Here is a 23,438-nt window from a genome sequence, read left to right as displayed (position 1 = left end):
CGCAAAATATGTAAAAAAGAATATACAAGAAAGGTTATGCGCTTGCGCTTTTGCAACAATGCTCACTTAAAGTTTAAGAATAATCCCACATAATTTAGATATAGGTATCTTTCGGATTTTGCTATGAGAAAAATACTCTTTTTTATAAAACACCTGTTTTTTTTCAGTGTGTTTCTTTTGGGAATGAATAGTGCTGTTCAGGCTAAGCTCCCTGTGGAGAAGGTCGAAAAGGACAACGCTAAGGTATTGTTTTCTCAGGATGAAAATGAATCCGATACAGATGACGACGATGATGCGGTTACTGCCTCTGAGAATCAGGGAGAGCTTTTTGATGAGATTATAAATCTTGCCAAAGCTCATCATGATCATCTTGAAAAGGAGAACAGTGAGCTTTCTCCAAGAAAGTCACTTCTAAAGTCCTTAGCTGAGGATAATGCTGAGAATGCTGCGTTAAACCGCAATCATGTTGATACTGTTGATCCTCTCCTAAAGGAGGGGCATTACCTGTACAACCTTGATGCCTCACGCGAGAGAGGCCGTCAGGTTATGGAGCAGGGAGGACTTGGCTCACATAAGAAGGAGTCAGAACTCTCACTTGCTTCAAGCTTCTCCGATATCTCTCATCATAAGGTTTCCAAGAAGAAAAAAGTCGAGAAGGAAGATTCCAAGACTATTGAAGAGTACAAGCTTAAGGCTAAAAAGCTAAGTGAGCTTAAAGATAAAGAGAATAAAAAGAAAAAGAAGGATCCTGAAAAGGATGTAACCTACAGAACTCAGGCAGAAGCTCTGTCAGATTCCTTCAAGTAATGGTAGTGCGATGTTTTTAAGAATTGAACTGTATGTTATTCTTATATTTATAAGCCTGATTATCTTACGTGCCTATATCAGAGAACACCGTTCAGTAAACCGTGATTTTCTGCTGGCGGGTCTGGCTCTGGTCATTATGGATATCTTTGAAATCATATCCGTATTTTTTCCATTCAGCTCATATTTCTTTATGCACTCCATTGTAGTAGGTATGGAGCTGATTCTGTGGATCTACCTTCCATACGTATGTCTTAGAATTATCATCTGGAGATTTTTAGGACAGGAGTTCCTAAAGGACAGCACTGTAAAGAATCTCATGCTTCTGCCGATTTTTATTACCACAATGATGGCAGTAGTCTCTCCCTTTAAGAATTATCTATTCAAGCTCAATCTTTTTGGAGAGCCGATTGCAGGTGATTATTTCTTTGTGCTTGATATTTTTGTGGGGCTCTATACCACAGCAGCCTTTGCCGTATGTGTTTTCAGCGCTGTAAAAGAGCACAGCTTTGATATGAGAGTAAAGATTTCTGTTGCCGGTTTCTTTGTTCTGCTTTTAGGCGGAATTCAGTTTATCTTCGGCTATTTTATGAGCAACTTCTATATTGTGGCCGCGACCTTATCGGTACTGTTTTTATATGTGGAGGCTCAGGAAAACAGAATCTTTGTGGATGCTCTGACTGGTCTTAACAATCGAAACCGCTTCAGAATGTACCTGTCCAATGTCATGAACAACTACGTAAAGGTAAACATGTATCTGACCTATGTGGACATAGATGATTTTAAAAAGATTAACGATGAATACGGACATATTGTAGGTGATCTCTCACTGCGTACCGTTGCAGAATCCATGCTGGACCTACACTCCAAGTTTCATTATTTCATCGCAAGACTTGGCGGTGATGAGTTTGCCATTATCTCCTCCCATACAGACTCATCGGATGTAGATGTCATGATTGAGGATATAAAGAGGACCTTAAAGAAAAAGTCAGAGAAGAATCTTCCTGATATCAGTCTGAATCTGTCATTCGGCACCACTTCTCTAAATCAGGCAGGCAAGACCATGAATGATATTATCAGAATTGCAGACAATATCATGTATGAGCAGAAGAGAGAGAATAAGCTTAAGCATGCTGAAGCAGATAAGGCAGGTTCAGAATGAACTATACTGACTGGATTTCTCTGCAGATTGATTTTGTATGTCTGACTGTCTATCTGATTATCACTTTCTATCTGATAAAAAGCCGTGATCAGTACCGATATGCATATATCAGTGTGTTAATTATCTGCATTCTGATTGTAGGCTGTGATATCGGCATCAGATTCTATTACGATTCCCGCTGTTCAACCTTCTACAGTAACAATATTATCTGTGACAAGCTAAACGGTGCTACCATTGTCTTTTCTTTCTGCAAGTACCTGTTCTACTTTATTCTTATCTATGTCGTCAGCCTTTTAATCTACATAAATAGTCCGAATTACTCGGTATTCCATAAATATAAGATTTTTGTGGGGGCTATTCCATTTTATGCAGCTGTCTATCTTATGATTTCATCGATGTTTGACGGCAGGGTTCTTATCCTGACCTACAATGGCATGCTGATAAAAGGTCCTTATTTCTATGTTCTCGTGGCTATAATAGGTCTCTATTCTATTTTGGGTATCTATAATGCCTTATCCATTGTGTCTGCTCAGAAGGAGCGTCTGACTGAGATTACCTACTATAAGTCGGAGTATTTTCTTTTTTATGTGGCTATTACTCTGCCTTTTCTTCTCTCAACAATCGGCTTTCTGTTTGACTATCCTATAGTGGTGGCAGCCTTTGCCCTGACTTTTACCTATCTTATGACTATCCACCAGCATTTAAGGCTATCGGTAGATGAGCTTACCTCTATCAATAATCTAAATGAGCTTCGCCGCTATCTTGATAATCTGATGCAGGTGCCGGAGAAGGAAAGACGTCAGACCTTCCTTATTTTTATTGATATTGACAGATTTAAGCTTATCAACGATAAATTCGGCCATAACAACGGTGATGTGGTTTTAATTCAGATTGCGAGAATACTGAAGTACATCTCCTCATCCTTTAACTGTTTTGTCTGCAGATACGGTGGTGATGAGTTTATTATGATTAAAAAGAACGCCAATGAGGAGAAGGCCGCTTCAATCTGCCGTTTTATCGAGTACAGCCTGGGGCAGCTGAGAGATCTGTCTCTTGCACCATATGATTTGTCAGTATCGACTGGTTTTACAAAATTCGACAGGCGCTTTAAGAGTACTCAGGAATTTATTGATGCAGCCGACAGACTGATGTATGAAACCAAGCGTTTTTCTAAAAAGGATTACTCGTCAATTTTAAGATCAGAAAAAACAAAGGAAATCGGTAAATCCATTTTTTAGTACAGAGAGGGTAAGATCTGAGGCGGTTTTCGAAAAAAAATCCTGCCTAAGTGAACCTTGGCAGGATTGTGTCTATTCAGAATCTTATTTAAGTGATTAGTTGTCGATTCTCAGCATCACAGCCTTTGAAATATCAACCTTATCCTTGTGCTTTAAGGTAACAGACCAGCCGGTACCAGGAGCAACATCAAGAGCCTTGCCGTCTCTCTCGTTAGCAAGAGAAGCTCCATCCAGCGGAATCATTCCCTGTGGAGTGAAAAGGGCAATCTTTGAATTCTTCTCAAAGCGGTTCTTTACATCAATATGCAGAGTACCATCTGCATCCTGGGTTTTAATGTCACCACAGATCTGCCAGTTGCCAGGATTTGGAGAATTGGTCTCATAATCCTGAGTCTTATCTGGACGATGTGGTTCTAAAAGGGCAGTGGTATAACCTCTTGAAGGGATTGAATTTACGATGGTAAAACTCTCCTCTGGAATCTCCTTGCCCTCACAGATTGCATCGATGGCAAGTCTGTAGGCACGTGAAATTGCTGCAGAGTAGAATGGTGAGCGTGAACGGCCCTCAATCTTAAGTGAATCAACACCGATTTCAATCAGTTTCTTCAGAACAGGAAGAGTACACAGATCTTTTGAGTTCATCAGGTATGAACCGTTGAGATCCTCTTCCATTCTCATCCACTCGCCCGGATGATGCATGCTCTCTTCAAGCTCAGCAGAAAGAATTGTTCCATCATCAGCCTCGAAGGTGGTAACGTCATCTGCAGTTGCGCTGTGAACATTACGTACCTTAAAGCCATATCTGCAGGCATTGTTGCAGGCACCGATGTTGGCATCACGGTGTGAGAGCATACCTGAAATCAGACAGCGTCCTGATACAGCAATACATAAAGCTCCGTGAGCGAATACCTCAATCTCCATGTCAGGGCATTCCTGCTTGATCATCTCAATTTCAGTCAGAGAAAGCTCTCGAGCCAGAATACAGCGGGTCAGACCAACCTTCTGCCAGAACTTTACAGAGCCGGCATTTACGGTATTTGCCTGTACGGACAGATGAATTGGAATATCTGGATAGCGGTTTCTTACGATATCGATAAGACCTGGGTCTGCCATAATAAAGGCATCAGGCTTTAGCTGTGCCATTTCATCAACGATTCGCTCGAAGGCGGCAACACGTCTTACGTGAGGAATAATGTTCAGTACGGCGTGAACCTTTTTACCCTGAGAGTGAGCAAGCTCAATACCCTTGATAAAATCTTCACGGATGAAGCCGTTGCCTCTTACGCGCAGTGACCATTTTGGAACACCTGCATAAACGGCATCTGCACCGAAGGCCAGTGCCATTTCAAGATGTTTCAGACTTCCTGCTGGTGCAAGTAATTCTGGTTTCTTAATTATGCTCACAGTCAAATATCTCCAGTAGGTATAATGACAGTTCGGTTAAAAGTTCGCCCTGCAGTACAAGTATAGACTGCATATCTGCAATTTCATCCTCTGATTTCTCGCTTAGATGATGCTCAAGATAGATATCAGTTGGCTTTAATCTCTTTACTGCAATCTCTGAGGTTAATGAGAACTCAAGTGAGTCATCAAAGGTCAGACCGATTTCTGTTGCAATCTTGCCGGCATCCAGATGAACAGAGATTTCCTCTGAGATTAAATCCTCCTTTGAGGCACGGATAACACCGCCGTCCTCATCAGGACTCTTTAGGGTTACATCTGAGCCGAAGGTAAAGCGTGAAGGCAGCTTGTTCTCCTTAAGCCAGCCGGTCATGGTTGAATCAACCAGTACCTTTGGAGATAGAAGCTGAGCAGGGAAGCTTGAGAAAGCCTCACGCAGCATTGCAAGGGCACGCTCTGCTTTTTTTGCTGAGGTTGCACTTACGCCTACAACATTCTTATCGTAGTTAATCCAGATTAAAATTTCACGTCTGGTTGAGAAAGCCTGAGATAAAAGCTTGCCGGTTACAGCGGTCTTCAGGGCGTCCTTTTCGTTCTTACGAAGCTGACGCTTTAATTCGATTTCTTTTTCATCAACAACTTCAGCCAGCTGCTCTTTTACAACTGATGCAGGCAGAAGCTTGTTCTCTTCAGTAAGTTTGAAGTAGTGATTCTCTCCGCAGGAGAAATGATAAGGTGTATCCTTGCCGAACAATGGAGAGAAGCCAATGGTTGCTGTTTCCTGTGCAGCGCAAGGCTTGAAGGCTACTTTCTCAAGAGTTTCCTCCATAGCTGCATCATCATGAAATATATCTTTAAACTGTGATAGGTCTACAGTATAGAAACGTACATTTTTAAACCACATAATTCTCTGTCTTCCAATAAAAATAAAATCGGCGACAATTATCCTCAAATTTGGCGGATATTTCAAGTTTTAAACATTGTCTGAGAGCTCTGTATCATTGATTTTTAGGGTAAAAAAGAGTATTATTTCGAAGATACACGAATTGTAAATTAAGGTAAATTTGATGTCAGATAATACTGAAAATCCATCATCACAGAATTCTGTTGAATCTTCAGCTGAAAATACTGCTGCAGAGGTTGATTCTTCACAGGTAAGAAAACTAAATCTAAATGTACCTCCATCAGATCTAAACAAAGAGCTAGGACAGTCATTCATCAACTACGCAATGTCTGTTATCAAGGATCGTGCTCTTCCTGATGTTAGAGACGGTTTAAAGCCAGTTCACCGCCGTGCTCTTTTTGATATGAAGGACCTGGGTGTTACCCACAAATCACCAACCAAGAAGTCTGCCCGTATCGTAGGTGACGTTATCGGTAGATTCCATCCACACGGAGATACCGCTGTTTATGAGACCATCGTACGTATGGCTCAGTGGTTCTCAATGAGAGAGTGTCTGGTTTTCGGTCAGGGTAATTTCGGTGATATCGATGGTGACGGCGCAGCTGCAATGCGTTATACCGAGGTTAAGCTGACCCGTATTGCTACCGAGACCTTATTAGATGATCTTGATGAGAATATTGTTGATTTCGAACCTAACTATGACGGTTCTGAAACTATTGCAACAGTTCTCCCTGCAAAATTCCCAAATTTACTTGTAAACGGTGCCTCTGGTATTGCTGTGGGTATGGCAACCAACATTCCAACCCATAATCTGACTGAGGTTATCAACAGCTGCATCGCTTATCTTGAAAATCCTAACATTACTTTAGATGAGCTGATGTCAAAGGAAGGCTGTATCAAGGGACCTGATTTCCCAACCGGCGGTACCATTGTAGGAACCGACGGTATCCGCGAGGCCTATGCAACAGGTAAGGGCAGATGCATCATCCGTTCAAAGAGTCATGTTGAATATGATAAGAAGGGTGTTGCCAAGGCTATTATCGTTGATGAGATTCCTTATGTTGTTCACAAGGCAGACATTGTCCGTCAGATCCGCGAGCTTTTAAAGGATGACAAGGATGTTCGCAAGGACGGCAAGAAGGACAAGAAGATTGAGGGCGTTAAGGAAGTTAACGATCTGTCAGATAAGGACAATGCAGTTAAGATTGAGATTGTTCTTAAGGGCGGTGCCTTCCCTGAGGCTGTTTTAAACAACCTTTATCAGAAGACTTCACTGCAGTCCAGCTTCCCTATTAATATGGTTGCTCTGTCAAAGGGTAAGCCAAAGCTGTTATCACTTCTGAATATTCTGGATGAGTTCATGGAATTCCGCCGTAATGTGGTTACAAGACGTACCTCTTACTGGCTGAAGAATGCTAAGAAGGATGCTCATACCCAGGAAGGCTTACTTGTTGCCAAGGCAAATATTCAGAGAGTTATCGATTTAATCACTTCATCTGCCAACTCTGAAGAGGCTAAGGCAAAACTTATTGCTGAGCCTTGGGATGGCGAGATGATCAATACTCTTATCGAGAGAACTCCTGAGGGTGTGAATATTGCTCTGCCTTTAGGAATCCCTGCTGATAAGGGCTATGTAAACGGCAAATACTATCTGTCAGTTGAGCAGGCTGAATCAATTTTAAGATTACAGCTATCAAAACTGACTCATCTGGCTCAGGATGAAATCCGCGATCTTTACAAGAAGCTTTTAGCTGACATTCATGATTATCTGGATATTCTGAATAATCCTGAGCGTCTGAAGAAAGAGATTCGTGATGAGCTTATCAAGGTTCGTGAAACCTTCGGCAACGAGAGAAAGACCGATTTTACCTATGATATGAGTAAGTTCAACAAGGCTGATCTGATTCAGAGACGAGATGTTATCGTAACTCTGTCAGCCCAGGGCTTTATCAAGTATCAGGAAGTTGCTACCTACGAGAGTCAGTCACGTGGAGGCAAGGGCAAGCTTGCAACCAAGGTTAAGGGCGAGGATTATGTAACCAAGGTAATCGTAGCCTCAACTCATGACAAGCTCATGTGCTTTACCAACAAGGGTAGAGTATTCGTTCGCGTGGTTTACGATCTTCCAACCTATTCACATGAGAACAGAACCTCTCAGGGCTCACTGGTTCAGAACATCTTCAATAACCTTGATGCAGCCAACGGCGAGTGCATTACCGCCATGGTGCCAATCTCAGAGTTCAATGATGATGACTACTTCTTTATGGCAACCAAGAAAGGTCTTGTCAAGAAGACCTCTCTGAGTGCCTATAAGAGCTTTGTAAGCCGTCTGAGCCTGAACGGTATGAAGGCTGTAAATCTGAACGATGATGACGAGCTGATTGGTGTAGAGGTTTCATCAGGTGATGATGATATCTTCCTGTTCACCTCAAACGGTTATGCCCAGCACTTCTGTGAATTCTACAAGAAGGCAGGTACCGGCACCGATGATGAGAGTGCTGAAGATGCTGATACACAGGATAATTCACAGAGCGATGATGATTCAGATGAATCATCAATCGACAGACACGCAGGCAGCGGTGTTCGTCCATCAGGCCGTGGCTCAGGCTGTATCCGCGGTATCAAGCTGCGTGAGGATGGCGAGGTTGTATCTCTGATGGTTGTACCACCAAATAGAGTTGCCTCTCAGCAGTGTCTGATTGCCTCATCCAACGGCTTCGGCAAGAGAATGGAGCTTTCTTCACTGTCTCTGCGCAATCGTGGCGGTATGGGTATGGTTATCATGAAGAACCTTGATCGTAACGGTCAGGTTATCGGTGCCGTACTTGCTGATGAGAAGTCTGATTTCATGCTGATTTCAAATCAGGGCCAGCTGATCAGAACTCCTATGGCTGAGACTCCTCTGATTGGCCGTTATGGCGCAGGTAACATCCTGATGAGAATGTATGACGGCGACAGTGTTGTTGCAATGCAGGCAATTCCTGAGGATGTTGTTGAGAATGCAAGACAGATTGCTGAGGCACGTGCCCGTGAGAAGGAAGAGCTAAAACGTGAGGAAGAGCTTTTCAACGCCGGCGCAGCTGAAGTAGCTGTCAATAATGATGCAAATCAGGCCAATTCACAAGAATAGTTTGACAGTCCTCCTTTCAGACTAGATAATTCTATATGAGCATGGGACAATTTCTGTTCCATGCTCTGTCTTTACTAAATCATTTCCTTTTGTACCGCATTCATAAATAAGAATATATGGAGTGTAAGATGAGCAAGGTTTGGAATTTTTATGCAGGTCCATGCATGCTTCCTGATGAAGTTATGGAGGAAGCTCAGCGTGATTTCAGAGATTTTCAGAATACCGGAATGGGTGTTGTAGAGATTTCTCACCGATCTGCTGAATTCTCCGAGATTGCCTCAAAGGCAGAATCACTGCTGCGCGAACTTTTACATATTCCAACAAACTACAGAGTTCTGTTTGAGCAGGGGGGCGGTCGCGGTCAGTTTGCCGCTATTCCACTAAATCTGCTGCCAGAGAACGGTCAGGCTGATTACTTTGTAACCGGTCACTGGTCAAACTGTGCTGCCAAGGAATGTGCCGAGAAATACGGTAAGGCCATCATTCACGAGTGCACCTATTTAAACTCAGACGGCCAGTACGATGTTGATTTCTCTAAGATGACAGTAACCCCAGGCTCTACCTATGCATATATCTGCATCAACGAGACTGTAAATGGTATTGAGACTCTGGAGAATCTTCCTGATACAGGAAATGTTCCTTTAATTGCCGATATGTCATCAAACATCATGACAAGACCTATTGATGTTTCAAAATTCGGTGCCATTATCTTCGGTCTGCAGAAGAATGTCGGTCCATCTGGTATGACCATTACCATTGTTCGTGAGGATCTTGTAGGTCATGCACGTAAATACTGTCCATCTGTTCTTGACTGGGCAGTTCTGGATAAGTACGGTTCCATGTTCAATACTCCATGTACTTTTGCGTGGTACATGGCATATTTGAATTTTAAATGGATAAAAAGCCTTGGCGGTGTTGAAGAATTAGAGCGAAGAAACATTGAAAAGGCAAAAATGCTTTATAATTATATAGATGGTTCAGATTTTTACGTTTCAAAGATTTCTAAAAATGTAAGATCACGTGTTAACTGCGTGTTCACATTAAAAGATGAAACTTTAAATAATGAATTTATTGCTCAGTCAAAAGCTTTAGGACTCGTTGGACTTAAAGGCCATAAGGTTTTAGGTGGAATGAGAGCAAGTATCTACAATGCAATGCCTATTGAAGGTGTTAAGGCTTTGGTGGATTTCCTGAAGGACTTTGAGCAGAGGTATAAATAAGATCTAAGGAGACTGGCTATGGCAGACCCCAAGACTCCATGGCTTCGAAATTATCCGAGCGATGTGCCGTATTCTATCGATGCTACAAATGTTTATGAAAACCTGTCGGATTTTATAGATGGTGTATGTGCCCAGAATGCTAAAAGGACCGCATTCGTAAGTTTCGGTGCATCTTTAACCTTTGAAAAGTTCAAATATAAAGTAGACTGTCTTGCAGCCTACTTTCAGCAGAAGCTGCACGTAAAGAAGGGAGATAAGCTTGGGGTTATTCTTCCTAATCTGATTCAGTACCCAATCGTGGTATTTGCCGGAATTAAATGCGGTATGCAGATTGTAAACATCAACCCTCTGTATACCTCTCATGAGATGCTGGGCATTCTTCGTGATGCAAAAATCAAGGTTGTAGTTGCCTTTGAAAACTGCAACCAGAGTCTTCTAAAGGTTTTAGACCAGACCTATCTCTCCTATTACATCTCCTGCTCTTTAGGTGACTGTTTCCCTTATTTTAAGGGAATGGCAATAAACTTTGCCGTAAGATACATTAAGCGTCTGGTTCCATCCTATGACAGCTCATCTCTGCTATTCTTTAATGACTGTATTAAAGAAGGTGCTGCTTATTTAGAGTCATTTGAAAAGGTTGAGATGAAGTTTGATGATATCGCCTTCCTGCAGTACACAGGTGGTACCACAGGTAAGCCTAAGGGCGCTATGCTCTCACACGGTAACATCATCTCCAACGTGGTTCAGGCCGATGCCATGTATGGACCAAGGCTTAACAAGGGTAATGAGACTATTCTGACGGCACTGCCTCTGTATCATATCTTTGCAATGACAATTAATCTGATGTTTGCAATGTATGTTGGCTGTACCAATATTCTGATTCTGGATCCTAGACGCTTCCCATCTCTTATTGCAACTCTAAAGAAGCATCCTGATATATCCATTATTACAGGTGTTAATACTCTCTTTAATGCCTTTGTTCATTATGAGGTATTTAAAAAGGTAAGTCTGCCAAAACTGCGTATTGTAATCGGCGGCGGTACAGCTGTTCAGCACGGTGTTGCAGATCAGTTTTTAAAGGCATCCGGAATTCCTATTCATGAGGGCTACGGTCTTACCGAGTGTTCTCCTCTGTGCTGTGTGGTTCCTTATACTCAGACTGAGTTTACAGGTACTATCGGTGTACCAACTCCATCAACCTTAGCCCGTATCGTTGATACCTCAACAGGGGAGGAGATCTGGGATCCTAATAAGCCAGGCGAGCTGGAGTTCAAAGGCCCTCAGGTTATGAAGGGCTACTATGACAACGAGGTCGAAACCCGTAATGTCTTTGACGGTGAGTGGCTTCGTACCGGTGATATTGCAGAGTGGTCCGAGAATTATCACATCAGAATCATCGACAGAATCAAGGATATGATTATTGTCTCAGGCTTTAATGTCTTCCCATCCGAGATTGAGAATGTCATGTCACACAATCCAAAGATTCTTGAGTGTGCTGTTGTGGGTATGCCGTCAAATACTACTGGTGAATCAATTAAGCTTTATGTGGTAAGACGTGACTGGACCTTAACTAAGGATGAGGTTTTGGCTTACTGCAGACAGTATCTTACCGGCTATAAGGTGCCTAAGCATATTGAGTTTGTGGAGACTCTTCCAAAGTCAGCAGTGGGTAAGGTCATGAGACGTTATCTAAAGCAGAACCGTCTTAAGTAGTTGCTGTTCCTCTCTGAGAGTATGGTCATGACATTATTGAAAAAGTGATGCTTAGACTGTATTATTTAGCACAAAAAAAACGGAATTAACATGTGCTCAAATAATATTCATCTTATTGACTCAGACTCTAAGCTTAAAGAGTTCTGTGAGACTTTAACTCAGTGTACTGAAAATGATTTTGTAAGTGTAGACACTGAGTTTACCCGTGTAAAGTCATTTTTCCCTGGCCTTAATCTGATTCAGATCTGTATTAAGAATGATACCTATCTGATTGATACCATGGCATCTATAAATACGGATGTTTTCTTTAAGACCTTTACCTCTTTAAAGAGCACTGTTCTGTTCTATTCAGCCCGTGAGGATCTTGAAATACTTTCATATAAGGCAAGATTATGTGGTCTTAATAGACTCCTTCCTCAGAGAATAGTGGATATTCAGCTTCTGCTTTCATTTCTGAATCTCTCATTCTCACAGGGGCTTCAGAGTGCAATTAGTGATTATCTTAAGATTGAACTTCCAAAAGATCAGACTCTGTCTGACTGGGAGAGACGTCCTCTAACCAAGGCTCAGATTGAGTATGCAGCCAACGATGTTCTATATCTTGAGGCTTTGTATCATAAGATTATGAAGCACTGTGAAAATGAGGATAAACGCTACCGCTGGTTTGAGATGGCTATGGAGGATTTTAAGAACGAGTCATCCTATATGCCAAAGGCTGATGAGACCTATAAGTCAGTCAGCGGAGCAGGTGCTCTAAATCCTAAAGCTTTAAATGTTTTAAAAGAGCTATGTACCTATCGCTATAATTATGCCATCGAACATGATGAGGCTCTAAACCGTGTGATTACAGGAAAAGCGCTATGTCCGCTCTCCCGTATGAACAGTGTTAATGAGAAATCACTAATTAAGGCTAACATGAAATTTGGCGCCATAAGAGCTCATGGAAAGATGATTGTTGAGTGGCATGCCAAAGCACGCAAGGTACAACCTGATGAGAAGCTGGCTCTTCCTTTTGATTATTTTGCCTGCAACCGTGATTATGAAAAGCCATACAAGAGACTGCGTCATATCCTAAGGACTGTGGCAAAAGAGCAGGGGATCTGTGAGCAGATAATCTGTAACAAGCAGAACTGTAATGACTATTTCTATAAGCTTCATTACAAAGAAACACCTGAACTTTTAAAAGGCTGGTACAAAGAGTGTATCGGTCAGATTGACAATGAAGCTCTATTTGCTGAGTAGTCATTAACCTTTCCATTCAATCTTTAATCAAAATAATCCTTTTAAAGAGTGTTTCCCTCTGAGGAAAATACTCTTTTAACCTCTTTTAATCTCTTTTTTTATTACTTTATTTCTATATTCTTTTCTGTTGTAACAGCAGAGCATAACTCTTTTCTGGATTTATAAAGGTGGGGAAATATGGGATGTTATTCTGTATTCATCCAGACTGTATACAGGTTGATTTATGTGAGAGGGGATTTGACAACAGACAGATCTCAGATACAAGAAAACCGGCCGAAGCCGGTTTTCTCAAGCATTATGTTTCTTATCTTGTTATAAGATTAGAAACCGAAGCCTAACTGTGGGTTCCAGAATGCAGCGTAGATAACAGCTACAATCAGAAGAACTGCGTATGAAGCAATTGCGAAGCCACCTGAAGTCTTGAAGGTTTCTGCAGTGGTCTTGATTGCCTTCTCGTCATCATCAACTGGGTTAGATGATAGAGATACGAATACGATTACAGCGATAGTTAGAACTAAGGTGTACATCATCTGGTCGATGAATGGCATGTTGATTGGTAAGAACTTTAATAGTAAAGCAATTACGATAGATGCTAGAACACCGATGATAGCTGCATTTGAAGTGGTCTTCTTGTAGAACAGACCGCAAACGAATACTGCTAAGATACCAGGTGAAACAACACCAGTGTACTCCTGGATGTACTGGAATGCCTGACCTAAGGTGCTTAACATAGGAGCTAAGAAGATAGCTACAACTAAAGCACATACAGCGGTGATACGGCCAACAGTAACTAGAGTTAAATCAGAAGCATTCTTGTTGATGTACTCTTTGAAAATATCCATTGTGAAGATAGTTGCAGTAGAGTTCAGCATTGATGCTAGTGAAGATACGATAGCTGCTGATAGAGCTGCGAATACTAATCCCTTAACACCTACAGGTAGTAACTGAGCAACCCATGGGTATGCTGAGTCGGTGTGATCCATTGTAGGAATGTTGTTAGCAACCATCTCGCCATACATTTCCTTCATGCTCTCTAACATTGCTGGGTTGTGTACAGTAATGTAGTAAGCTGCGATACCAGGAATTACAACGATGATTGGGGTGATGCACTTTAAGAATGCAGCGAATACTAGACCCTTCTGAGCCTCATCAACTGACTTAGCAGCAAATGTTCTCTGAATGATGTACTGGTTGAAGCCCCAGTAGTACAGGTTAGCAACCCACATACCGCCGATTAGAACTGCGATACCAGGTAGATTTGAGAACTGAGGATTGCTCTGGTCTAGAATCATGGTGAAGTGCTCTGGAACCTCGTTGATTAAGGTTGATAAACCAGCCATAGCACCGTTGTCGCCACCGATCCACTTTAATGATAGGTATGAAGTAGCGAAACCACCGATAACTAGAACTGCAACCTGGATAACGTCAGTCCAAACAACAGCTGATAGACCACCGTATACAGAGTAGATTAGAGCGAAAGCAGCTAAACCTAGAATTGCATACATCATTGGGATACCTAGGATAACCTGTAGAGCAGTACCACCTAAGTATAGAACTGATGATAGGTTAACGAAGATATATAAGCATAGCCAGAATACAGCTAAGATGGTCTTTAGAGTCTTGTTGAAACGCTTCTCAACGAACTCAGGAATGGTATAGATTCCCTTCTCGATGAAGATTGGTAGGAAGTACTTACCAACCAGGATTAGGGTAACAGCAGCCATGAACTCATAAGCTGCGATACCGAAACCGATAGCAAAGCCAGAACCTGACATACCAATGAACTGCTCTGCAGAGATGTTAGCAGCGATAAGAGAAGCACCAACTGCCCACCATGGGATTGACTTGCCTGCCAGGAAGTAACCCTCAGCACTCTGAGTGTTCTTCTTTGATGCAAACAGACCGATTGCAATAACAACTAGAGCATATACACCGAAGATTACATAATCAACAGTGCTTAGTCCAGCAACAACATTTTCCATATTTAACTAACCTTGTGTTTAAAAATAAATAGTTTAGAGAGTATTTAAGCAAAGAGCTTATGTATCCTAAACAGATCAATGGGCATTTTACCAAAAATATTTTTCTGTGCTACTAGGGGGGTATACTGTGAAAAATTGTTTCATTTTCATTTGTTTTCATGACATTTTCTTGAATTGAAAATGAAACTTATTATACAAATAAATGCTTTATAAAAACCTTTTAAATCAAAATGTTGTTTCAAAATTTGACGTATGCTATAAAATTGATATTTATGTGACAAACATCACCGTAAACGTTTACAAATGACAGATAATGTAATCGGTTACATTTTTTAACGTATTGAATTATAAAGATATTTTAAAAGTCAAAAAAAACTAAAAATGTGATAGCGCCAACAATTTTTCTTTTGACCATGTTGAATAAATTAGACTTTTTTGCCTAATAGTGCCATTTTTGATCAATTTTATTAGACAATTCACAGAGAGGATATGGAAATCCTATTGCAATCTAACTAAACTGTAAATGTATGATAGTTTTAAAGAATCTCTTCATACACAATAAATAATAAGTACAGCATCACACCATCCAGGCTGTGTATGTGCTGTGTATTTTGCTCTCTGATTTTCAGTCGGCGCTTTTAGAGTTCTACTCTGCTTTTAAACTACGGAGGGGTTGCTGGAGATACTTGGGTATCTTTTTTCCAGTACCTGTAAGCTATGCAAAATGACAAATCAATCCTGGTATGCAAGGTCCCTTATAACTGGTATCAGGTTATAAAGGCTAACTTTATTTCCAATGGTTCCAGCTATTCAAACTGCTGGTACACCAAAATGGAAGAGTTTAACCATGACAGTGATGACAATGTTACTCCTGCTCCAGGTTCAATGATGCTTTTCGTGGTTGAAAAGGATGACCGTCAGTATATTGTAGGTGGCGGCTACTTCTTTACACATATAGAACTTAGCGCTGATGACTGCTGGTACCGTTACGGTGTTCGAGCAGGCTACCTCTCATATGACTCCTTTATTAATAGACTTAAGGAATGTCACGGCAGTACCACGGAGAAGCTCTCCTGTTATATTGCAACTGCCTCATTTATCTTTGTAAGAAGTCAGATGGTACAGATCCCTGAAGAGTTCATGTTTAATCTTACCAACAAGAGGCATTTTATTCTTGATTTAGATACCCCTCTTGGCAAATATCTATATAAGGTATCCAATGACAGACGTCTGAGCATTGCAGATTTTTCTGCTTCAGATCATACATGGCCAGGAATCTACTACAAGGCTGTTATCAATAAGAGTTATGATAGAACCTCTCAGTATAAGACTACACTTCTGTCCATCTACAACAGAAGATGTGCCGTAACCGGATGCTCTATGGTACCGGCTCTGGAAGTTGCTCATATCAAGACCATGTACGATGAGAGATATGTTGATTACGACAATGGAATTATACTCAGAGCAGACATTCACAGTCTGTTTTCGAAGGGCCTTATGACCTTCTGTTACAAAGGCAGAAACAAGATTGTTGTTAAGCTGTCCAACAAGATGATTCTGGAAAATGCACCTTATTCAGAGTTTGACGGTGTTGAGCTTAAGCTTCCAGAGGACAGAAAGTTCTGGCCTAATAAGGAATATCTGCAGTGGCACAATACAATCCGTTTTGAAAACTGGCTCAAGTACGGTGAGTTCAGTCTGATAGATTCAGTGCCGATGCATCCAAAAAGGGATTTAGTTTAAATGCGCATTGCGGTAATTGGTGCGAATACCAGTTGTGGAAATAAAATTGTTTTAAAAGCTGAAAGTCAGGGCATAAAGGTAACAAGTATTGTTAATTCGTTTTCCGATGTGGTAGGAAACGGTAAGCTTATTGTTAAAGACTACGACGATATTACCTTTGAGGATGTAAAGGACTGTCACTATATCGTAGATGCTCTGTCCTTTCTTGAGATTACCCGCTTCTCATCTGATGTACTGCCTGTATGGCATCTTCTTGAAATTCTGAAGGACTCACCTGTAAGACTGCTGGAGCTTGGCTCTGCAGCCTTTTTATATACCGACAAATCACGTCAGAAGCTGGTGGTGGAATCTGACTCCGTAATCCTGGATGATAAGCAGAACAAGACCGACCGTCTGTGTGTCAATGCCTATAAGAGACTCTCATCCTGTCTCAACGTTGACTGGTCTGTTCTCTGTCCGCCTCTGCTTTTAGATGAGTACTCCTATGGCTCCGGTGAATACGAGTTTTCTGACAATATTCTTCCTGTCGGCTTAAACGGGGATAGTTTTATATCCTTAAACGACTACATAACTGCCTGTATCGAGCTTTTAAAGCTCAATCCTAAAAAGCACAGCTGTGTATCTGTACGTGGAACCCGTCTGAAATAGGAAATAGTTTTCTTTTTCTGCCCAACTTGTTTGCAGACAAAAATATTTCTTGCAATTTTCTATTCAAGGAATAATATTGTTTTCTGTTAACTACATCTCACTTTTTCTGAGATTTCTTCCAATCAATTATATTATTTTGAAATTATGAGTTTTATAGACACTTTAGCTCAGATGTCTGCTCTGTTTTTGCTTGTAATTATTGGCTTCTGCTGTAACAAGCTTAAATACATGGATGTTGATTTTAACCGTAAGCTCTCATCTCTGATTTTAAATATTACTGCGCCTTTTCTGATTCTATCCTCCGTAATGGGAGATGTACTGCCAAAGCCAGAGGATATTCCTCCTGTACTTACAGCAGGTATCCTGTCATATGCGCTGCTGTATTTAATCTCCTTTATTACATCAAAGCTGATCTGTAACGATCCTGAGGCAATTGGCTCCTACAGATTCATGCTGATTTTTGGAAACATCAACTTTATCGGTTTCCCTGTACTTGCCGCTCTGTTCGGTACAACTGCAATCTTCTACGCAGCTGTAGTCACCATTCCTTTTAATATTCTGATTTTTATGTTTGGTGTACCTATTATTACCTCAGGCAAGGGCAAGTTTAACTTTAAGTGGAGATCACTGTTCTCTCCATGTCTGTGCGCTACCTATATAACCATTGTGATTGTGTATTTCCAGGCATCTGTTCCTCGTGAAATCTCATCAGCCTGTTCTCTGGTTGGAAGCATGACTGTACCTGGATCTCTGCTGATTATCGGTTCCACTCTGGCAGGTATTCCTGTTTTAAAGATGCTGGTTAATATCAGAATGTATCTTCTGACTCTAATCAAGCTTATCGTTATTCCTGTTCTGATGTGCGCTCTATATAAGCTGAGTCCTCTTGATGACAAGTATGCCGATGTGCTGGTTATTCTCTTTGGTATGCCTGTGGCATCAATCGGAACCATGCTCTGTCTTAAGAACAACATCGATGGTTCAACCATGTCTGAAGGAACCTTCCTGACAACCTTATTCTCAGTTTTATCAATTCCTGTTCTGGCATTGATTCTTTAATCTTTATGGCTCTGAGAAATCAGAGCCTGATTTGAAGTTCTGTCTCTCTCTTTGATCCTATCTTATTTTTTTTATCAATAAAAAGGCTACAATACAATCTGTCATAGATGTATATACTGAGTTTTTATGTTTAAAAATATAGGCAAACTGTTTTCTTATCTGGACTACCCTAATGCCAAAAGGATTAAATCTCCTTTTGAAGGAAATATTCTGCCAAATGATCTTATAAAAAACTCAATTATCTCAAACAATATCATTGGACCATCAGTTGCTGTTATTCCTACCTCGGATACACTTCGTGCACCTTGTGACGGTGTGATAAAAGCGGTATCTGAGAAAAATAATGCTCTTATTATTGAGGTAGGTAAGGTTGAGCTTTTACTTAATGCCGGTCTTAATCCTAAGAAATATCCTGCCGAGCTTTTTGATCTTAAAATCAGAAAAGGGGATAAGGTAACTACAGGAACTCCTTTACTCTCTTTTAATATCGATACGCTGAATCAGATTGATAACTGTTTTTTATGTATCCTTACTGTGCGTCAGGTAAAAACTTTGCGCAGCTATTCCTTTACCTCGGATAAAAAGGTATTTTTTGATACGGTGTTATTTAAACTAAACACCTAGAGCTTCTCTTTTTGCTTTGTCTTTGTGCAATTTAAGCATAATTTTTCCAAAAATATAGAGTAGTTGTGTTCTTAATGTAATAATGAGTAAAAGACTTTTGCAGAGAAAGGAAAACTTATGACTTTAACTCAGTTACATTATGTTTTGACTATCGCTGAGACCGGCTCATTTAATAAGGCAGCCCAGATTCTGTATGTTTCTCAGCCTTCTCTTTCAAATGCAATTCATGATCTTGAAGATGAATTTTCAATTACGATTTTCTATCGTTCAGGTCGTGGTGTAACTCTTACCAACGAGGGCGTTGAATTTATCGCCTATGCCCGTCAGGTATATCATCAGTATGAGTCTTTACTTGATAAGTTCGGTAAGAACGGAACCTTAAAGAAGAAGTTTGGTGTATCAACCCAGCATTATTCCTTTGCCACCAAGTCCTTTGTTGAGATGGTCAAGAAGTTCAATACTGCCGAGTATGACTTTGCAATCAGAGAGACTAAAACCAGAGAAGTTATTGATGATGTAAGCACTCAGAAGAGTGAAATCGGTATTCTTTATCTTTCAAGCTTTAATAAGAATATTATTACCAAGCTTTTAAATTCAGCAGATCTTGAATTTCATCATATCATCGACTGCAGAACCTTTGTGTATCTGTACAAGGACCATCCTTTAGCCTCAAGGGAATACATCGAGTTCAAAGATTTGTCAGACTATCCTTGTCTGTCTTTTGAGCAGGGAGATAACAGCTCTTTCTACTTTGCTGAGGAAATCTTTTCAACCAAAAGCTATATCCGTACCGTTAAGGTTAACGACAGAGCATCTATGCTTAACCTCATGAGAGGCTTAAACGGTTTTACTCTGTGTTCTGGTATTATCTGTGAGGCTTTAAATGGTGATGATTATATTGCTGTTCCTTACAAGCCTGATGAGAGTGAAGATGATGTTATGGATATCGGCTATATAGTTAAAAAGAACCAGATCTTAAGTAAGATGGGGCAGCTCTATATCGAGGAAATCCATAACTATTTCAGGAACGCTACTAAAAATACTGACGTTGAATAATGCTTAAGTGATCGAATCCTACAGTGATTTGATCACTTCATGCAGTCTTAGTGCATGCTCTTTTGCCTTTTCAATAATAAGTCCTTTTGAATCCTCACTGCTTACTCCAGGTATATACATCATACCTCCTGAGTAGATTGGTCTTAGATATTCCATTTTACAGAGGTTTGCCGCTTCCTCATATGGGATGAGAAACTCCTCAATGGTATGAGAGAAGGTTGAACCATGTGCATAGTTAGACAGAGATGCTCCTGTGGTAAGAGATATCAGAAGCTTTTTTCCCTTAAGAGCCGTTCCCTGTGAGCCGTAGGCAAAGCCGTGGGCGAATACATCCTCAAGCCACTTTTTTAGAAGAGCAGGAAGTCCGTACCAGAACATAGGAAACTGCCAGATAATCAGCTCTGCATCGATTAAAGCTTTCTGCTCAGCCTCAATATCAATTTTATAATTAGGATAAAGTTCATCTAATCTTCTGATTTCTATTTCTGGCTGCAGCTTTTTTAATTCCTCGAGAATAGTTCTGTTTGACAGTGAATTTTTTAGGTCTGGATGACCGCTGATGAGTATGACTTTATTCATATTTTAGATCCTAAAATTGGAAGGTCGCACTTCTAAATATAGGTCAGAGTTTGCTTAATGCAATAGCTGTTGATTTTTTGTTTTGCCTCACTTCTGTAAGTAAACTTAATTGAATATGGTGGAGCTATGTGATGGCGTTAAGCTGGAATATCAGTAAAGAAAATCTGATGATTTGAAGAAAAGAAAATTGAAAAAAGAATTAAGGAAAAAGAAGAAGATATAGTGAGGTTTCATTATTTGGAAACCTCACTAAGAAAAGATTATTCTGCTACAGTCTCATTATCAAACTTGATTTTTGTGTTGTTCTTAAGCTGTCTTGCATGAAGAATCAGTACACATACAACCATTAAACCAATTGCGGTTGACAAGCTTGCGAATAATGAATGTGTAAAGCCTGCAACAATATATCCAATCAGAGCACAGCTTGCTACAAGCAGAGCATATGGAAGCTGAGTGTAGACGTGCTCAATATGAACACAGCCTGAACCTGCTGAGGACAGAACTGTAGTATCTGAGATTGGAGAGCAGTGATCACCGAATACTGCACCAGCTAAGGTTGCTGACAGAGAAATGATGATAAGCTCTGATGATGCAGGATCAATAGCCTGTGAAACCATTACAACGATAGGAATCAGAATACCGAAGGTTCCCCATGCTGTACCGGTAGAGAATGACAGGAAGCCTGCAATCACAAAGATAACAGCAGGAAGAATTGCGCCAACAAAGCCGATATCATTCTGAACAATTGAAGAAATGAATTCAGGAGCCTGTAGTAAATCGCGGGTTACACCTGAGATTGTCCATGCAAAGGTCAGAATCATGTTAGCAGGAATCATTGCCTGAACACCGCGCAGTACGCCATCCATGAATTCCTTTAATGACAGAACCTTTCTTGGAACCAGCATCAGGAAGGATACGAACAGAGCACAGGTTGAAGCCAGTACCAAGGCCAGTGATGAATCGGTATTACCAAAGGCTCCGCCTAAAGTATGATAAGCCTCATCATCTCCCCAGTATCCGCCTACATAAAGCATGAACAGGATTGCAAATATAATCAGGGCCAGCATTGGAACAATCATATCCCACATGGTACCGTCGCCTTTGATCTCCATATCAGAGGATGTATCCTGGTTTGAGGTTGGCTTTGGAGGATTCTTTAATGCTGACTGCTCTGCTTTAAGCATAGGTCCGAAATCAACATTGAAGATACATACAAGTACAACCATCAGAATTGACATCAGAGCATAGAAATTCCATGGAATTGCTGCTACGAAAGCACCGATATCAGATTCAAATGCCTTGGTAGCCTTAAGGTTTGATCCTACAGCCGCTGCCCAGGATGAAATTGGGGCAATAATACAGATAGGAGCTGCGGTTGCATCAATAATATAGGCAAGCTTGGCTCTTGAGATTCTGTATTTGTCTGTAATTGGTCTCATTACAGTACCAACAGTCAGACAGTTGAAATAGTCATCAATAAAAATAAATGCACCAAGTGCTGATGTAGACAGTAATGCGGAACGTCTGCCCTTGATTTTTGTGGTTGCCCAGTTGCCGTATGCCTTAGAAGCACCTGCAAGGTAGATAACATATACCAGAGCACCAAGCAGAGAGCAGAACAGAACAATGTTCAAATCAAATTTGTTTCCCATTACCTTAACAGTAGTCTGAAGGGTATCAATGACAACATTGCCGTCAGTTTTCAGGGTATAGATAAGAGTTCCTGAAAGAATACCCAATAGCAGAGAAGAGAATACTTCTTTTGTAATCAGAGCTAATGCTACTGCAATAACAGGAGGCAGCAGTGAAAGTGCCCCCACATAAACTGGATCCATTTTTACTCCTGTAGGAAATTTTGCACCGCAATTATACATCATTTTGAATTATGTGTCGTTTTTTGCGCATTATTGTCAGTTTGTGGCCTATTTTGGTGAGAGTGAAATTCTGTTCATAATTCTGTTCTAAGTTGAGATCTGATAAAATTGCGCCACGAATTACCTATACAGGTGTTTTTTAAGCTATCAGTTTTATAACTGCTTTTATTATGACTAATATTAAAAAAATTATTTCTGCTACAGCATTAACTTCTCTTTTATCATCTGTACCTGCCGAGGCTACAGTTTTTGGCGAGTATATAGAGTCTGCATATAACTTTGTATGCAATGATATAAAGTCTATTGTTGATGAACACGACTACGATGTTTATGCTCCTCTGCATGCATGGCACAACCGCTATACCTACGATCATGAGCACACAAGCCGTTATAATGAGGATTCTTTCGGATTTGGTCTGGGTATTTCCCATACTCTTGAAGATGGTGACTGGTCTGGTCTTTATGCTATGGGCTTTGAGGATTCAAATTATCATCTTGAAACCTTCTTTGGCTATGGCTATCAGTGGAACTGGACCTTTGGTGATGAGGATCAGTGGCGTGCGGGTATAGGCTATACCATGGGCTTAACTCAGCGACATGAGTACAAGTATATTCCTGTGCCTCTGGCACTGCCTTTATTTGGTGTTGGCTACAGAGGTCTTAACCTTCAGGCAGCCTATGTGCCAGGTGTACATAATAATGGAAATGTGCTGTTTATCTTTGCAAGATATCAGTTCAGTCTGTAGGTTTTGTTAGTGAATAGATAAGAGAAAGAGGGTGACTAAAAAGGTCGCCCTCTATTTTTACCTAAATTTTGTGGTTTTATTAACATTATTGATAATATTTTTATATTGAAACTTTATCTATTTCCTTGATATACAAAGTTAATATACTATACTTAATAATATAAAGAGTTATATTATTGGTAATATCGTTATGGATAAAGAAGATCTTTTCAAACCCTATATTCAAGATGATTTAGCCTTACTTCCTCCTTGTATTGGTGATTTTATCTCCCCTTCAGATCCCGTCAGACTCGTAAGTACAATTGTTGATAAA

The 23,438-nt window shown here is 40.6% G+C and carries 18 protein-coding genes; 13 read left to right on the top strand and 5 right to left on the bottom strand.

Annotation, left to right across the window (positions count from 1 at the left end; translation table 11 throughout):
• Window positions 1-183: 183 nt before the first annotated feature.
• From B5D46_RS08780 to B5D46_RS08770, 3 genes are read left to right on the top strand one after another with little or no spacing between them, the layout of a single operon-like run.
• Window positions 184-807: a hypothetical protein gene (locus tag B5D46_RS08780; RefSeq protein ID WP_143675644.1), complete on the top strand. Its 624-nt coding sequence runs from the start codon at window positions 184-186 to the stop codon at window positions 805-807.
• 10 nt (window positions 808-817) lie between these two features.
• On the top strand, window positions 818-1,966 hold the full coding sequence (locus B5D46_RS08775; RefSeq protein WP_078929135.1) for a GGDEF domain-containing protein: 1,149 nt from the start codon (window positions 818-820) through the stop codon (window positions 1,964-1,966).
• Window positions 1,963-3,204: a GGDEF domain-containing protein gene (locus B5D46_RS08770; protein WP_078929134.1), complete on the top strand. Its 1,242-nt coding sequence runs from the start codon at window positions 1,963-1,965 to the stop codon at window positions 3,202-3,204. The genes B5D46_RS08775 and B5D46_RS08770 overlap by 4 nt, the downstream gene beginning before the upstream one ends.
• 96 nt (window positions 3,205-3,300) lie before the next feature.
• Here B5D46_RS08770 and B5D46_RS08765 read toward each other — a convergent pair whose 3' ends face one another.
• Both B5D46_RS08765 and B5D46_RS08760 read right to left on the bottom strand, forming a co-directional pair.
• On the bottom strand, window positions 3,301-4,608 hold the full coding sequence (locus B5D46_RS08765; RefSeq protein ID WP_078929133.1) for a U32 family peptidase C-terminal domain-containing protein: 1,308 nt from the start codon (window positions 4,606-4,608) through the stop codon (window positions 3,301-3,303).
• A complete protein-coding gene (locus tag B5D46_RS08760) occupies window positions 4,595-5,509 on the bottom strand; it encodes a recombination-associated protein RdgC (RefSeq protein WP_078929132.1) in 915 nt (304 codons plus the stop codon). The genes B5D46_RS08765 and B5D46_RS08760 overlap by 14 nt, the downstream gene beginning before the upstream one ends.
• Before the next feature lie 163 nt (window positions 5,510-5,672).
• On the opposite strand from B5D46_RS08760, the gene B5D46_RS08755 reads away from it, so the two are divergent.
• From B5D46_RS08755 to B5D46_RS08740, 4 genes are all read left to right on the top strand, one after another.
• Window positions 5,673-8,639, top strand: coding sequence for a DNA topoisomerase (ATP-hydrolyzing) (locus B5D46_RS08755; RefSeq protein ID WP_078929131.1), 2,967 nt, complete (start codon window positions 5,673-5,675; stop codon window positions 8,637-8,639).
• A 128-nt stretch (window positions 8,640-8,767) separates the two neighbouring features.
• Window positions 8,768-9,859 carry a 3-phosphoserine/phosphohydroxythreonine transaminase gene (gene serC, locus B5D46_RS08750; RefSeq protein WP_078929130.1) on the top strand — a complete coding sequence of 364 codons (1,092 nt, stop codon included), beginning with the start codon at window positions 8,768-8,770 and terminating at the stop codon, window positions 9,857-9,859.
• 18 nt (window positions 9,860-9,877) lie between these two features.
• Entirely contained in the window at window positions 9,878-11,572 is a 1,695-nt protein-coding gene (locus B5D46_RS08745) for an AMP-binding protein (RefSeq protein ID WP_078929129.1), read from the top strand.
• Between the two features lie 90 nt (window positions 11,573-11,662).
• Window positions 11,663-12,814 (top strand): ribonuclease D, encoded by a 1,152-nt coding sequence (locus B5D46_RS08740; RefSeq protein WP_078929128.1) that lies wholly within the window; start codon window positions 11,663-11,665, stop codon window positions 12,812-12,814.
• A gap of 320 nt (window positions 12,815-13,134) precedes the next feature.
• On the opposite strand, the gene B5D46_RS08735 is transcribed toward B5D46_RS08740, so the two are convergent.
• Window positions 13,135-14,796: a sodium/sugar symporter gene (locus B5D46_RS08735; protein WP_078929127.1), complete on the bottom strand. Its 1,662-nt coding sequence runs from the start codon at window positions 14,794-14,796 to the stop codon at window positions 13,135-13,137.
• Window positions 14,797-15,513: 717 nt separating this feature from the next.
• Here B5D46_RS08735 and B5D46_RS08730 point away from each other — a divergent pair.
• The 5 genes from B5D46_RS08730 to B5D46_RS08710 all read left to right on the top strand — a co-directional run bounded on the left by B5D46_RS08730 (window position 15,514) and on the right by B5D46_RS08710 (window position 19,926).
• On the top strand, window positions 15,514-16,539 hold the full coding sequence (locus tag B5D46_RS08730) for an HNH endonuclease (RefSeq protein ID WP_078929126.1): 1,026 nt from the start codon (window positions 15,514-15,516) through the stop codon (window positions 16,537-16,539).
• The gene (locus B5D46_RS08725; RefSeq protein ID WP_078929125.1) at window positions 16,540-17,187 is read left to right on the top strand and encodes a Rossmann-fold NAD(P)-binding domain-containing protein; all 648 of its coding nucleotides are present in this window, start codon (window positions 16,540-16,542) and stop codon (window positions 17,185-17,187) included. It abuts the gene before it with no gap.
• Between the two features lie 144 nt (window positions 17,188-17,331).
• The gene (locus B5D46_RS08720; protein WP_078929124.1) at window positions 17,332-18,246 is read left to right on the top strand and encodes an AEC family transporter; all 915 of its coding nucleotides are present in this window, start codon (window positions 17,332-17,334) and stop codon (window positions 18,244-18,246) included.
• Between the two features lie 126 nt (window positions 18,247-18,372).
• Window positions 18,373-18,870: a PTS glucose transporter subunit IIA gene (locus B5D46_RS08715; RefSeq protein ID WP_078929123.1), complete on the top strand. Its 498-nt coding sequence runs from the start codon at window positions 18,373-18,375 to the stop codon at window positions 18,868-18,870.
• Between the two features lie 117 nt (window positions 18,871-18,987).
• Window positions 18,988-19,926: a LysR family transcriptional regulator gene (locus tag B5D46_RS08710; protein ID WP_078929122.1), complete on the top strand. Its 939-nt coding sequence runs from the start codon at window positions 18,988-18,990 to the stop codon at window positions 19,924-19,926.
• An 18-nt stretch (window positions 19,927-19,944) separates the two neighbouring features.
• Here B5D46_RS08710 and B5D46_RS08705 read toward each other — a convergent pair whose 3' ends face one another.
• Entirely contained in the window at window positions 19,945-20,505 is a 561-nt protein-coding gene (locus B5D46_RS08705; RefSeq protein WP_078929121.1) for an NAD(P)H-dependent oxidoreductase, read from the bottom strand.
• 260 nt (window positions 20,506-20,765) lie between these two features.
• The gene (locus B5D46_RS08700; RefSeq protein ID WP_078929120.1) at window positions 20,766-22,340 is read right to left on the bottom strand and encodes a Na+/H+ antiporter NhaC family protein; all 1,575 of its coding nucleotides are present in this window, start codon (window positions 22,338-22,340) and stop codon (window positions 20,766-20,768) included.
• Between the two features lie 209 nt (window positions 22,341-22,549).
• Between B5D46_RS08700 and pagP the strand changes: the two genes are divergently transcribed.
• Window positions 22,550-23,125: a lipid IV(A) palmitoyltransferase PagP gene (pagP, locus tag B5D46_RS08695; RefSeq protein ID WP_078929119.1), complete on the top strand. Its 576-nt coding sequence runs from the start codon at window positions 22,550-22,552 to the stop codon at window positions 23,123-23,125.
• Window positions 23,126-23,438 lie beyond the last annotated feature (313 nt).

The organism is Succinivibrio dextrinosolvens DSM 3072 (assembly GCF_900167015.1).
In the GTDB taxonomy this organism is placed as follows: Bacteria; Pseudomonadota; Gammaproteobacteria; order Enterobacterales; family Succinivibrionaceae; genus Succinivibrio; species Succinivibrio dextrinosolvens.
The sequence above is the reverse complement of the archived record's forward strand: the minus strand, read 5'-3'. Positions and strand labels throughout refer to the sequence as shown.